This is a genomic window from Streptomyces sp. NPDC045021 (assembly GCF_056432645.1).
This window is the reverse complement of record NZ_JBWKIQ010000010.1, coordinates 232,023-246,080: the sequence shown is the minus strand read 5'-3', so window position 1 is coordinate 246,080 and position 14,058 is coordinate 232,023. Positions and strand designations below refer to the sequence as shown.

Annotated in this window: 10 protein-coding genes; 7 read left to right on the top strand and 3 right to left on the bottom strand. The window is 68.8% G+C overall.

The window, feature by feature from the left end; all coding sequences use genetic code 11:
• Positions 1–49 precede the first annotated feature (49 nt).
• The 3 genes from AC07DC_RS28305 to AC07DC_RS28295 all read left to right on the top strand — a co-directional run bounded on the left by AC07DC_RS28305 (position 50) and on the right by AC07DC_RS28295 (position 2,271).
• Entirely contained in the window at positions 50–805 is a 756-nt protein-coding gene (locus tag AC07DC_RS28305) for a FadR/GntR family transcriptional regulator (protein WP_478917311.1), read from the top strand.
• Positions 806–982: 177 nt separating this feature from the next.
• A complete protein-coding gene (locus tag AC07DC_RS28300; RefSeq protein ID WP_478917310.1) occupies positions 983–1,513 on the top strand; it encodes a SigE family RNA polymerase sigma factor in 531 nt (176 codons plus the stop codon).
• The gene (locus AC07DC_RS28295) at positions 1,513–2,271 is read left to right on the top strand and encodes a hypothetical protein (protein WP_478917308.1); all 759 of its coding nucleotides are present in this window, start codon (positions 1,513–1,515) and stop codon (positions 2,269–2,271) included. The genes AC07DC_RS28300 and AC07DC_RS28295 overlap by 1 nt, the downstream gene beginning before the upstream one ends.
• Positions 2,272–2,444: 173 nt before the next feature.
• Here AC07DC_RS28295 and AC07DC_RS28290 read toward each other — a convergent pair whose 3' ends face one another.
• Positions 2,445–3,161 (bottom strand): FadR/GntR family transcriptional regulator, encoded by a 717-nt coding sequence (locus AC07DC_RS28290; RefSeq protein ID WP_478917307.1) that lies wholly within the window; start codon positions 3,159–3,161, stop codon positions 2,445–2,447.
• 712 nt (positions 3,162–3,873) lie between these two features.
• Between AC07DC_RS28290 and AC07DC_RS28285 the strand changes: the two genes are divergently transcribed.
• Positions 3,874–6,609: a beta-L-arabinofuranosidase domain-containing protein gene (locus tag AC07DC_RS28285; protein ID WP_478917306.1), complete on the top strand. Its 2,736-nt coding sequence runs from the start codon at positions 3,874–3,876 to the stop codon at positions 6,607–6,609.
• Positions 6,610–6,774: 165 nt separating this feature from the next.
• Here AC07DC_RS28285 and AC07DC_RS28280 read toward each other — a convergent pair whose 3' ends face one another.
• The gene (locus AC07DC_RS28280) at positions 6,775–8,121 is read right to left on the bottom strand and encodes a jacalin-like lectin (protein WP_478917428.1); all 1,347 of its coding nucleotides are present in this window, start codon (positions 8,119–8,121) and stop codon (positions 6,775–6,777) included.
• Between the two features lie 986 nt (positions 8,122–9,107).
• On the bottom strand, positions 9,108–10,208 hold the full coding sequence (locus AC07DC_RS28275; RefSeq protein ID WP_478917305.1) for a LacI family DNA-binding transcriptional regulator: 1,101 nt from the start codon (positions 10,206–10,208) through the stop codon (positions 9,108–9,110).
• A gap of 344 nt (positions 10,209–10,552) precedes the next feature.
• Between AC07DC_RS28275 and AC07DC_RS28270 the strand changes: the two genes are divergently transcribed.
• The 3 genes from AC07DC_RS28270 (at position 10,553) to AC07DC_RS28260 (ending at position 13,922) form a co-directional block, all read left to right on the top strand.
• Positions 10,553–11,665, top strand: a complete 1,113-nt coding sequence (locus AC07DC_RS28270) for a sugar ABC transporter substrate-binding protein (protein WP_478917304.1) — start codon at positions 10,553–10,555, stop codon at positions 11,663–11,665.
• 170 nt (positions 11,666–11,835) lie between these two features.
• Entirely contained in the window at positions 11,836–12,624 is a 789-nt protein-coding gene (locus tag AC07DC_RS28265; protein WP_478917303.1) for an ATP-binding cassette domain-containing protein, read from the top strand.
• Positions 12,621–13,922: a sugar ABC transporter permease gene (locus AC07DC_RS28260; RefSeq protein ID WP_478917302.1), complete on the top strand. Its 1,302-nt coding sequence runs from the start codon at positions 12,621–12,623 to the stop codon at positions 13,920–13,922. Before AC07DC_RS28265 ends, AC07DC_RS28260 begins: the two co-directional genes overlap by 4 nt.
• Positions 13,923–14,058: the final 136 nt, after the last annotated feature.

Below are 14,058 nucleotides of genomic sequence, written 5' to 3'. Positions count from 1 at the left end.
AGATGCATCAGACCCATGAGGATGACGACTACGGGGAAGCGAGGCTCTCGTGACGGACGCACCGCGAGGCACGGTGAACGGCAGGGAGGAGGGGGCTCCCTACCGGCCCGGGTACGAGGTGGCGGCCGAGCAGTTGCTCGAACTGATCGCGTCCTTGGGACTGCGCCCGGGCGACCGGCTGCCCACGGAGCTCGACCTCGCCGCGCGGCTCGGAACGAGCCGCACTGTGGTCCGCGAAGGCGTCAAGATCCTCTCCGCACTGGGCCGGGTGCGCGCACAGAAGGGGCGTGGGCTCTACGTCGCCGACGACCCCGGCATGCTGGGATCGGGGCGGTTGGGCGGGTTCTTCCTGCCGGCCAATCTCGACCACCTGTTCATGCTCTTCGAGTTCCGCAGAGTCCAGGAGATGGAGGCGAGCCGACTGGCCTCCGTCCGGGCGGCCCCCGGCGAACTGCGCGCCATCGAGAAGGCCGCCGACACCTGTCGCCATGCCTTCGCATCCGGCGACGTCGACCTGTTCGAGCAGGGCGACGACGCGTTCCACGCCGGGATTGCCGCCGCGGCCCACAACGTCTTCCTGTTGGTGTCCGTCCAGGAGGCGCGGCGACTGCAGCGGCAGTCGGGTGTCATCGCGCTGGGCGGCACGCTGGGGGGACACGCGATGGGTGCCATCGAGGAGCACACCGCGATCTACCAGGCCATCCGGGACGGCCACCCGGGGGAGGCCGCGCTCGCGGCTGCCACTCATATCGACAAGACGCTTGAGGACTACCGCAAGAAGATCCAACAGCGCGTCTTCGGCTGATGCGTCACCGGCCCCCGGGTCGCAGAACGGAACCGCACGCAGGTGACCTGTTCTGCGCCCTTCGGTGGGAACTCTCCCCGCGCTGCCCTGCCGCGACGGCTGATACGCTGCCATAAAGGTTGACCATTCAACATCACCTCTCCTTCGCTACCGACGCGGAAAGGTCGCGCCACGGACATGCTCCTCGACGATCCGTCCGCGGCCGCGCAGTTCCACCGCTTCTTCGAACAGCACCACACCGAACTGGCCAGGCTCGCCTACCTGTTGACAGGTGACTCGGACGCTGCCGACGACCTTGCCGCGGATGCGCTGCTCTCCCTGTGGCACCGCTGGGACCGCGTCCGCCAGGCCGAGCACCCCGTCGCCTACGCCCGGGGCGTCGTCGCGAACATGGCCCGCAACCGCATCCGCCGAGCGGTCCGCGAGCGGCGCCGCATCGCCCTGCTCTGGTCCGCGCGCACGGAGCGGGTGGACGATCCGGACGTGGCCGCGGTCGTGGACGTGCGGGCGGCGCTGAACCTGCTTCCGTTCCGGAAGCGCGCCTGCGTGGTGCTGCGGCACGCGCTCGACCTGTCGGAGAAGGACGCCGCGCTCGCGCTCGGCGTGTCCGTAGGTACGGTCAAGAGCCAGACGTCCAAGGGGATGGCGGAGCTGGCACGGCTGCTGGGCGACCGGGCAACCGGGGAACTGGTGAGGAGGAAGGCCTGATGGACGACCTGACACGGCGTCTGCGGGAGGCCGCCGATGCCCACCAGCCGGACCGGGCGCGCATGCTGGCCCGCGTGGAGCGCGGCATGGCCCGTCCCCCGGGCGCCCGCCACCGCGAACGGACGGTCGCGTCCTGGAGAAAGATCGTGCTCGCGGTGCTGATCGCTCTCGGGACCGTCACGGCCGGCAGCCTCGCCATGGCCGCCATCGTCCAGACCCCGCCACCCCACCGGCCTGGGACCGGGGCGGCGGTCAGCGCGCCGCCGACGACGACCGCGCCCGTTCCCCCGCCCGATCCGGGGCATCCGCCTGTCTCCGCGACGGCCGGCCCGCGCACGTCACCCCCATCGACCGGCCCGATCGCCCAGGACGGCGCGCTGTCCGCGACCGGCTCCATCGACCCGCACGGCAACCCGTTCTGGTCGCAGAGTGACCTCACCGTGCAGACCGCCCGGCCGCTCACCGCGCTCACCCTGGAACTACGCGTCACGCAGACCGGCGGTGTCAAGAGCACCGGCGCCTGGCAGACCCTGCCCGCCTCCGACTTCACTGTCGAAGTGCGGCAGGACAGCGGCGGACTTCACTACCGCTGGACCCTCAAACCCGGCAGGACCGTCCCCGCCGGCCGGCACGAATTCGCCGCACAGTACAACCACGCCGCCGGCACCCGCGCCGCCCAGGGCGACACCTACCGAGTCGACGCCACGGGGCCACGGGGCGCGGCCACGATCCGCGGCGGCTTCACCGCCACGGGCTGACCGAGCCACGCCGCCGCCGACCCGCTCGCGGCCACCCTGGTCAACCCGGCCGGGCGGGCTCGTGACCCGGTACGGATCGGCGTTCGTCGGCGTTGGTCCCGGTGGCCGCCTGGTCGCTCCCGTCCTCGCGGGCGACGGCCGCGATCGTGCGGACTCGCCGTAGGCCACGCGGACTACCCTGGGGGCCGCGCGCCCGACGCGAGGTCGTCCTGACGACCGAGGTGGGCGCGCATCCACTGTTCGGTGGTGCTGACGTGCATCAGCGCGGCGGCCTGGGCGAGGGACGCATCGCCGGCGGCCAGGGCGGCGTAGATCGCCTCGTGTTCGGCGAGGGTGCGGGCGGCCGCGTGGTCATCGACCACCCCGCGCCACACGCGCGCCCGTACGGTGCGGCCGGAGATGCCCTCCAGTAGCGAGGCCAAGGTGGCATTGCCCGTGGCCGCGATCACGGCCCGATGAAAGGCGGAGTCGTGCTCGTTGAGCAGCTCCACGTCGTCGTGGGCGGCGCGCATCGCCTCCAGATGCCGGTGGACCTCGGCGAGTTCCGCCGGGGAGATCCGCGCTGCGGCCAGTCCGGTGGCGACCGGCTCGAACAGGCGGCGCACCTCGGTCAGTTCCAGCAGGGTGTCGCCCCTCAGCAACTCCACGGCGGCGCCGAGCCCTTCGAGCAGTAGCCTGGGTTCGAGACTGGTCACATACGTCCCGTCACCCCGCCGGATCTCCAGCACCCGCGCCACGACGAGCGCTTTGACGGCCTCGCGCATCAGGTTTCGCGACAGGCCGAGGTCGGCGGCGAGCTGCTGCTCGGACGGCAGTTTGGCCCCGGGCGGTAGTTCACCCGACCGGATCAGCTCTCTGATTCGGCTGATGGCCTTGTCGGTCAGCGACATCCGTCCAACCTCTTCCTGATCTCCGGAGCCGGAGCGTAACAGGACATCCCATGTTTGACGGCGATCAGCTGATCAGGGACCGCTGGGCGGGAGACCCGCACGGCAAGCGGCGACCGGAGCGGCGGATCCGACATCCTCGCAGCTGCACGCCGCTGACCGCGGAAGCCGTCCAGGGGCTGCTGAAGATGCTGCGGGGCATCTCGGCGGTTCCACCGTTGCCCGTCATCCCGTCATGTTGCGTGACGGGGGAGTGGTGTGGGCTGTGCGCGGTGTGGGGGGGAGGGCTTTGTCAGCGCTGCCGTCGAACGTATTGACACGCCAATTGTGAGCGTTAACAATCGCCATGCGGGCGCCGGCTGCTACCTGCGGGCAGGTGACACATGCGGCATGCGAAGGACTGCGACTTCACCATCACCATGTACTGCGACGGTAGGGCCGGCATCTGGATGTGCCTGGATGTGCATCGACAAAGTCGAACTCCGCAAGCTGTAGCACCACCCGCGGCAGTCGGTTGAACCCACCACCCCTTGTGCGCAAATCCTTGGCCGCCGTACTCCCCGACACCCGTCACCACCGACCGCGTCCCCCAGTAGAACATGACTGCCGGTGGACGCAGCGAACCTGACGCGACCTCTCGACGTTGGCCGCATCGCCAGGCAGCGCCTCCTGCGCTGCCCACCAACCCGAGTCCCCGACTTCGTCTCTCATGACCATGGAGTTCACCTTGCCGGTTCACCCCTTCAGCCGCCGTGCCGTGATCAAAGCAACCGGCGTCGCGGCCGTGGCCGTGGCGGCCGGCCCCGTCGTCGGCCGCGCTTCCGCAGCGGCGGTGACATCTCCCGTCAGATCCGACATCGGAGTGTCGACCCTCCCGTTCGACCTGAGTCAGGTCCGGCTCACCAGCAGTCGATGGCTCGACAATCAGAACCGCACTCTGGCCTACCTCCGCTTCGTCGACGTCGACCGCCTGCTGTACAACTTTCGCGCCAACCACCGGCTCTCCACCAACGCCAGCGCCCCGACCGGCGGTTGGGACGACCCGTCGTTTCCCTTCCGCACCCACGTGCAGGGCCACTTCCTCACGGCGTGGTCCCAGGCCTACGCCTCGCTCGGGGACACCACCTGCCGCGACAAGGCGAACTACCTGGTGGCCGAACTCGCCAAGTGCCAGATCAACAACCCGACCGCCGGCTTCTCCGCCGGCTACCTCTCGGGCTTCCCCGAGTCCGACTTCGCCAGCCTCGAAGCAGGCACCCTGAACAACGGCAACGTTCCGTACTACTGCGTCCACAAGACCATGGCCGGTCTGCTCGACGCGTGGCGCCTCATGGACAACACGCAGGCCCGCGACGTGCTTCTCGCGCTCGCCGACTGGGTCGACCGACGCACCGCCACACTCAGCCGCAGCACGATGCAGTCGTTGATGGGCGTCGAGTTCGGCGGCATGAACGAGGTACTGGCGGACATCTACCAGCAGACCGGCAACGTACGCTGGCTGACCGCCGCGCAGCGGTTCGACCATGCCGCTGTCTTCGACCCCCTCGCCGCGAACCTGGACCAGCTCGACGGCCTGCACGCCAACACGCAGGTGCCCAAGTGGATCGGAGCCGTCCGCGAGTACAAGGCCACCGGGACGACCCGCTACCGCGACATCGCCACCAATGCCTGGACGATCACCACCCGCTCACACACCTACGCCATCGGCGGCAACAGCCAGGCGGAACACTTCCGGGCCCCGAACGCCATCTCCGGCTACCTCGCCGCCGACGCCTGCGAGCTCTGCAACTCCTACAACATGCTCAAGCTGACCCGGGAACTGTGGCAGCTGGACCCCGACCGGGCCTCGTACTTCGACTTCTACGAGAAGGCGCTGCTCAACCATGTCATCGGCGCCCAGAACCCGGACGACCCGCACGGCCACATCACGTACTTCACCTCCCTCAACCCGGGCGGCCGCCGCGGCAAGGGCCCGGCCTGGGGCGGCGGCACCTGGAGCACCGACTACGGCACGTTCTGGTGCTGCCAGGGAACGGGCATGGAGTCCAACACCAAGCTGATGGACTCCATCTACTTCCACGACGGCACCACGCTCACGGTGAACCTGTTCCTCCCCTCCGTCCTGAACTGGACCCAGCGAGGCATCACGGTCACCCAGACCACCTCCTACCCGGCCGGCGACACCACGACGCTCCAGGTCGCCGGCAGTGTCGGCGGGACGTGGTCGATGCGTGTCCGCATCCCCGCCTGGACCTCGGGCGCCACCGTCAGCGTCAACGGCGTCGCCCAGAGCGTCACGGCCAACCCAGGCACCTATGCCACTCTCACCCGGTCCTGGGCCCCCGGCGACACCGTCACCGTGAAGCTCCCCATGCGGGTGGCCCTCCAGGCCGCCAACGACAACTCCGGTGTCGCGGCGGTCACCTACGGCCCCGCCGTCCTCGTCGGCAACTACGGCAGCACCGCACTGTCCTCCCTCCCGGCCCTGGACGCCGCCTCGATCACCCGGACCAGCAGCACCGCGCTCGCCTTCACGGCCACCGCCAACGGAGCGAAGGTCAACCTCGCCCCGTTCCACGACGCCCAGGGCTTCAACTACACCGCCTACTGGCGGACCGACAGTCCCAGCGTCCGTCTCGTCAACGCGGCCAGCGGACTCGTCCTCGGCATCCAGAACATGTCCACCGCCGACGGCGGCCTCGCTCTGCAGTGGGCCGACACCGGTACCGCCGACCACAACTGGGTCCTCATCGTCGACGGCACCGCACTGCGGCTGCGCAACCTCAACAGCGGCAAGGTCCTCGGCGTGAAGGACATGTCCACCGCCGACAACGCCGCGATCCTGCAGTGGGCCGACACCGGCACCGCCGACCACCGGTGGACCGTCGTCGACGCCGGCAACGGCTATCACAAGCTGCAGAACGTCCACACCGGCAAGCTGCTCGGCATCGCAGGCAACTCCACCGCCAGCGGCGCGGCAGCCGTGCAGGTTTCCGACACCGGCGCCGCGGCCAGCCAGTGGCAGTTCGCCCCCGACGGTGCCAGGCGCATCCAGAACGTCGCCAGCGGGCGGGTCCTCGGCATCCAGAACATGTCCACCGCCGACGGCGGCCTCGCCGTCCAGTGGGACGACACCGGCACCGCCGACCATCGCTGGACGGCCGTCGTCGACACCGGCGGCTACCTGCGCCTGCGCAACTCCAACAGCGGCAAGGTCCTCGCCGTGGAGAACGGCGGCACCGCCAACGGCGGGCGGATCGTCCAGTGGGCGGACAACGGCTCCGCCGACCACCGGTGGCGGCTGCGCCACGGCGGCGGCGACGCCTTCAGGATCCAGTGCGCCAACAGCGGCCGCGTCCTCGGCGTCGCCGGCGCCTCCACGGCCCAGGGCGCCCAGGCCGTCCTCTGGGACGACAACGGCACCAGCGACCACCTGTGGCGATTCATCTGAGCCGGCGCGCAACCGGCGGTCCGCCGCCCCCCGGACCCCGGGCATGTCGAGGTGGCGATGACGGCTTGGACGACCGCCTCGCCTTGTTCGGTCAGGCGCAGACGGGTCACGCGGCGCGACCGCCGGTCCGGTTCCGGTTACGCGAGTCCGGCGTAGGGGAGTGGTTCAGCGCTTCGTATAGAGGAAGCCGAGCTTGTCGATCTCGTTGGTGGCGCGTCCGTGGAACCCGGCGAGCTGCCATCCCGAGGGCGCGGTGCGTGTTACGCAGTCGGACGTGGTGGCTCCCCCGGACAGGCTCCTGCCAAGGTTGGTACTGAACTTGGCGTAGAAGATCCGGGTGTGGCCGTCCTTCTCGGCTTGGCACAGCTGGACGGAGGTGACGTACTCCCCGCTGCCCAGGGTCAGGGACGACACCGTGCCGCCGGTACCGCCGTGGGTGAGGACCTTGCCGTTGTCGAGGGTGAGCCCGACGCTGTCGACGCGGGAGCCGCTGCGCAGCGAGAGGCTGACTGGGCGGGCGCCCGCAGGTACGGCATCGATGTCGGTGTAGTGGTCACCGTGCGGTCCGCCGAACTGGTCGCTGAGCTGGAAGTCCGCATTGCGCGACCAGGAGAAGCCGACCGCGATCGGGTCGTGGTCGGACAGCATGAGACCGGTATCGGTGAGGAACGTGGCGTGCTCGTTGTCGTAGGACGTGGCGTTGAGCGACAGGAGTTTGCTGCCGCGATAGAGGATCTTGTCGACTACCTCGCAGGTGTTGGGCACGGTGGGGCCGGTCTGGTCGCAGACGAGGGCGTCGCTGCCCTTGGCAGGCGGGGTGCCGCCGCGGATGAGCTTCACCCAGGTGTCGGTGAGGCCGTTGGCGGCCGCGAATTCGGCGATGGTGTCGCCGCTACGGGTGTAGCGGGTGTTGGTGTCGCCCATGACCACGACGGCGTTGCCGGCCGAGCGGGCGTTGATGAAGGCAGTGAGCTGATTGAGATTGTCGGCGCGCGAGGCCAGGTCGCCGTCGTTGGTGCCCGCGTTGGTGTGCAGGTTGTAGAAGTCGATGTACACGCCTTCCGCCAGCCGTTCACGTAGGAAGGTGAACCCCTTGGGCGTCAGGCAGTCGCCGGAGTCGATCTGGCAGGAGTTCCAGTGCACCCGCTCGAAGTCGTCCTCGTCGTAAGGCATCTTCGACAGGGTGTTGAGCCCGCTTCCGATGCCGGCGCCCCCGCTGGAGGGGGTGCGGTGGGCGTGCGCGCTGTCTGCCGCGTAGAGGTAGGAGTGGTAGTTGAAGTCTTCTTCGACGTGCACGATGTCGTAGGGCGCGATGCGCCGGCCGATGGCGGAGGTGCTGGTGTCGCGGGGCGTGGAGGCGCTGGAGAGGATCGCCGGCAGACCCGCGACGTTGTAGGTGAGGGTGCTGAAGGAGCCGGAGAGCGGGTCCGCGGCAGCGGCGGGGGACGCGGTCGCGACTAACCCGCCGCATGTGATGGCCGCGGCCGTGAGGCATGTGAGAAGACGGCGCATGAAGGGGAACTCCTGAGCAGTAGGGAGGGTTGCGAGAACGTACCGCCGGTAACCTGTAGTTGTCGCCGCCTCGGCTGCGGCAGTTCGACAGTTGATGCCATGGCTCACCGGCAGCGCGGTGCGCACGGTCGCGTCGCCCAGCATCTTGCGGTACGCCTGGAAGCTCAGGCCGTCCGGCCGGATCACCAGGCCTCCGACCCGGTTGGCGGCGCCGGGGGAGGAGTCAGCGCGGCAGCCCCGGCCACGGAGGCGGCTGTGCCGACGGTACTGCTCCGGTTCAACTCGTTGGTGATGACGGCCCCTTCTCCCTCGGTGCGTCGAAGCGCTTCACTTCGCGGCGAACGCTAATGACATATTTCTCGCGAAACAAGAGGGAGAACTCAAGGGAACCTTCCCGTTGTTGGAACATTGGCAGCCTCAAGGCGCCAGTGACAGCGTCGAAGCGCTTCAACGCTTCGCAACCCGCCCGCTGAGAGGAGGGGTTTGCCTCAGGGGTTCCCCGACCCCGTCCGCCATCGACCGACCTCCCTTCCGCGACCCTGCGCTACCGATCACCACGCGGGTCGTCAGGGCTGCATCCCGGGTGCGTAGTCGGGGTGCGGACCACCCACTACGCCGGATCCACGCGCCGGGGACCGGAGTTCGAGCTGCCCGGCACCGAGAAGGGCGCGGGCCTGGACCGCGAGGGCGACCGACGGCTCGGTCCACTTTGCGGCGCGGACCCCTGTCGGGCCAGAGGGAAACATCGAGCTTGGTGGCGGCCCTGGCCATGAATCACTGTCCGTGTTCAACGGGTTCGGGCGCATGTCGGTTCGTCGGCTGGGCGGCGGCCGTTGGCGCATCGAAAGTTTCGATAACCGTTCCGAATGCCAGCGGTGACTTTAGGGCGAGCGCGAGGGTGCGTCAATGGTCCGGGCAGACCTCACGTCGCACCGGGGCGTCACTGATGCGGCGCCGGCGACGCGGCACCCCGGGCGGGGGGAGCCTCACCGCCCGGGACGCGGCGGTGCGGTGCTGCTGCGTTCGATCAGGGTGGTCGCCAGGTCCACCCGCAGGGTGCTGGGGCGGTTTCCGCGGGCCAGGTCGATCACCATGCGTGTGGCGACCTCGGCCATCTCGGTGAGCGGTTGGCGCACGGTGGTGAGTGGCGGTCCGACCCAGCGGGCCAGGGGCAGATCGTCGAAACCGACCACGCTCAACTCCTCGGGGATGCGCAGGCCGTGCTCGCGGGCCGCCTCGTACAGCCCCAGGGCCTGCAGGTCGTTCCCGGTGAACACCGCGGTCGGGCGGTCGGGCAGGCGCAGCAGTTCGAGGCCCGCGCTGTAGCCGGCCTCGTGGTGGAAGTCCCCCTCGCGGACGAGTTCGGGATCGTAGGCGATGCCGGTCATCTCCAGTGCCGCCCGGTAGCCGTCGACCCGGGCGCGGCTGCACATCATCCGGCTGGGACCGGAGATCACCGCGATCCGCCGGTGACCGAGCTCCAGCAGGTGCCGGGTCGCGGCCAGGCCACCCTGCCAGTTGGTGGCACCCACCGCGGGGACGTCCTGGCCGGGATCGCCGGCCGGATCCATCACCACGAAAGGGATCTTGCGGCTCGTGAGCTGCGCCTGCTGGTCCTTGTCCAGCCCGGAGAGCACCAACACCACCCCGGTCGGACGGCGTGCGAGCACGCCCTCCATCCAGGACTGCCCCAGGCTCAGGCGCCCCGAGGACTCAGAGAGCACCACCGTCAGCCCTTCCTCGCGCACGACGTTCTCGACGCCGCGGATGACCTCCATCGCCCAGGAGCTCTCCAGCTCATGGAAGACCAGCTCCAGCAACTGCGTGGACTGGTGACCACGACGGCGCTGATAGCCGTGCAGGCGCAGCAGCGCCTCGACCTTCTCGCGGGTCGCGGGCGCCACATCCGCCCGACCGTTCAGAACCTTCGAAACAGTCGGAGCCGACACTCCTGCCTCACGTGCGATCTCGGCCAGCGTCGCAGCCACCGTCACCGGGACCACCTCTGCCGATCGTTCCTGCGGATTCCTTGCCGCCGAAGAGTTCACGGCACGGATGGTAGCCCCTGGATCAAGGCGCCGCTCCATGAGGTGTGACCGTCCAAGCCCTTGACGGCTCCTGGGGGCTTGCATAGATTCCCCCACGACATTCGAGATTATCATCGAAACCTTCGATCGATCCGAGCCTGAGACAGCATCTGTCCGCTGTTCGTAATGGCGCGTTCCGGAACAGGCCAACAGGCTCGGCGCCATCGCCGCGGCGTCCGCCCTGATGATCGGCGCGACGGGGCCTGTGGTGCCGGCGGCGGCTCGTCGCCATCGGCCGACTCCGGGACCGTCCACCTGCTGGTCTACGGCGACGCCATGTTCTCCAACTCGCGCTTACGGCGCAGTCCAACCTTGCACCGCCCTACCTCAGACAAGGAACCGCTATGCATCCCTCACTCGGCACGCGTGCTTCTGCCGCCGGACTGTGCGCTGTCCTCGCCCTCGGCGTGGTCGCGTGCGGAAAGAGCAGCTCCGGCGAGGCTTCCTCGGATTCCCCCGGCGGCGCTGCGAAGGGGAAGATCGGCGTGATCCTGCCCGATACGAAGTCCTCTGCCAGATGGGCCAACGACGACGCGCCCCTGCTGGCCGCCGCGTTCAAGAAGGCCGGGATCAAGTACGACATCCAGAACGCCCAGGGCGACGCCTCCCAGATGCAGACGATCGCCGACCAGATGATCACCTCCGGCGTCACGGTCCTGATCCTCACCAACCTCGACTCCGGTTCCGGCAAGGCGATCGAGGCCAAGGCCGCCGCCCAGGGCGTCGCCACGATCGACTACGACCGGCTCACGCTCGGCGGCTCCGCCAAGTACTACGTCAGCTTCGACAATGTGCAGGTCGGCAAATTGCAGGGGCAGGGGCTCGTGGACTGCCTGAAGCGGGACAAGGTCTCCAAACCCATCGTCGCGGAGCTGAACGGATCTCCCACCGACAACAACGCGACGCTGTTCGCACAGGGCTACAACTCCGTGCTCGACCCCCTGTATGCCGACGGCACTCTGGTCAAGGGTCCCAACCAGTCCGTGCCCGGCTGGGACAACCAGCAAGCCGGCACGATCTTCGAGCAGATGCTCACCACACAGCCGAAGATCGCCGGGGTGCTCTCCGCCAACGACGGCCTCGGCGGCTCCGTTATCGCCATCCTGAAGAAGAACCACCTCAACGGGAAGGTCCCCGTCACCGGGCAGGACGCACAGGTCAGCGCACTGCAGTCGATCCTCGCGGGCGACCAGTGCATGACGGTCTACAAGGCCGTCAAGAAGGAGGCCGACTCCGCCTCCGCCCTGGCCGTGGCGCTGGCTTCGGGCAAGGCGCCTTCGGTTCCGAACAGCATCGAGGACCCGGTGGGGAAGCGCACGGTTTCCTCCGTACTGCTGGACCCGGAAGCCATCACCAAAGCCAACATCACGGACGTCGTCAAGGACGGCTTCGTCAAGAAGGAAGAGCTCTGCACCGCCGCGTTCACCGCGGCCTGCACCGCCGCCGGCGTCTCCTGAGCCTCCGGTCACACGTCTCCCGACCGCACCCGCGCTGTCCCCCGTTCGGCGCTCCTGACCGCCACCTCCGGCCACACTGCCCCCCAGGCGGCCGGAGGTGGCCCATGCCAGTCCGTGCGCTCCCACAGCGCGTTCCGCCACGACGGGCGCGACCTGAAAGTGAGATCCTGTTGACCGTCCATTCCCCGGACACCCCGTTGCTCCAACTGCGCGGCGTGAACAAGGGCTTCGGCCCCGTACAGGTGCTGCACGACGTTGACTTCCGCGTCTACCCCGGCCAGGTCACCGCCTTGGTCGGCGACAACGGCGCGGGCAAGTCCACCCTGGTCAAGTGCATCGCCGGCATCCACCCCATCGACTCGGGTGAGTACTTCTTCGAGGGCCGGCCCGTCCACCTGCACTCCCCGAAGGATGCCGCGGCGCTCGGTATCGAGGTCGTGTACCAGGACCTGGCGCTGTGCGACAACCTCGACATCGTCGGGAACATGTTCCTCGGCCGCGAGAAGAAGGGACGCTTCCGCCTCGACGAGGCCACGATGGAAGAGCAGGCGGCCCAGACACTGGCCGCCCTGTCGGTGCGGACCGTGAAATCCGTCCGGCAGAAGGTCGCGAGCCTGTCCGGCGGCCAGCGCCAGACCGTCGCCATCGCCAGGGCCGTCCTGTGGAACAGCCGCGTCGTCATTCTCGACGAACCCACCGCCGCCCTGGGTGTCGCCCAGACCGCACAGGTCCTGGAACTCGTTCGCCGCCTGGCCGACGCCGGTCTGGCAGTGGTGCTCATCTCGCACAACGTCAACGACGTCCTCCACGTCAGCGACAGGATCTGTGCCCTCTACCTTGGCCGGTCGGTTCCCGAAGTCCGCGCCGGTGACGTCACCCACGGTCAGGTCGTTGAACTGATCACCACCGGACGCCTTGGCCAGAACCCCGCCGACACGCGCCCGGAGGGCCTGCGATGACCAGAAGTGAGATCGACGAGAGCGCCCGCGTGCGACGAGCAGGGAAGGATGGCCGTCGCCCCGAGCACAACGGCAACGCTCCCTCGTCCCTGACCGAGCTGAGGGGGTCGCTGCTGCAGTACGCCGCCCGGGTGCGCGGCGGTGACATGGGTGCCTTGCCCGCGATCACCGGACTGGTCACGCTGTGCGTGACCTTTTCCGTACTGCGCTCGCAATTCCTCTCCGGGGCGAACTTCGCCAATCTGTTCACCCAGGGCGCACCCGTCGCCGTCATCGCCATGGGCCTGGCTTTCGTCCTGCTCCTCGGCGAGATCGACCTTTCCGCGGGATTCGGCTCCGGCGTCTGCGCCGCCGTCATGGCCAAGCTCATGGCCGAACACGGCCAGCCCTGGTGGCTGTCCCTCCTGGCCGGCCTTGGCACCGGTGCGGTCATCGGACTCATCATCGGGCTCTCGGTCGCCAAGGTCGGCATCCCCTCCTTCGTCATCACCTTGGCCGCCTTCCTCGCCCTGCAAGGCGTCGTCCTGCTCATCATCGGTAACGGCGGCAACATCGCCATCCGCGACAAAACCATCGTCGCCATCGACAACAACAACCTTTCCCCGGTGCTCGGCTGGCTCCTGTTGGCCCTCTGCGTCGGAGGATACGGCGCAGCCCAGATCGCCAGCCGCGCCACGAGGGTCCGCAAGAACCTGGTCACCGAACCCGTTCCGATCACCGTGCTGCGCGTCGCCGCCGTCGCCGTCATCGGCGGACTGGCCGTCTTCTTCCTCAACATGGAGCGCTCCCGCAACGCCGCGATCATCTCTCTGCGCGGCATCCCCGTGGTCGTGGTCATCGTCCTGATCCTTCTGGTGATCTGGACCTACGTCCTCAACGGAACCGCCTTCGGCCGCCACATCTACGCCGTCGGCGGCAATGCCGAGGCTGCCCGCCGCGCGGGCATCAGCGTTGCCCGCATACGTATCGCAGGATTCGTCATCTGCTCGACGATGGCCGGAATCGGAGGCGTCATCGCCGCCTCCCGCGCCACATCCGTCGACCCCAACGCCGGCGGCAGCAACACCCTCCTGTACGCCGTCGGCGCAGCGGTCATCGGCGGCACCAGCCTCTTCGGCGGCAAGGGCCGCGCCTTCGACGCCCTGCTCGGCGGCGCGGTCGTCGCCGTCATCGACAACGGCATGGGTCTGATGGGCTACACCGCCGGCGTGAAATTCGTCGTCACCGGAGCGATCCTCGCCGTCGCCGCGGGAGTCGACGCACTCAGCCGCAAACGCGCCGCCGCCACCGGACTGTGAGACGCGGTTGGTGAGTTGATGTCCACTGGGTGTGGTTGGGGGCGCCCACAACCCCGTGTATGTGGGCCCAAACCCAACCCAAAAGCCATAACTCGCGCGCCCGGGGCGCCCACCGGGGGGGGGCCGGGTTTGTTGT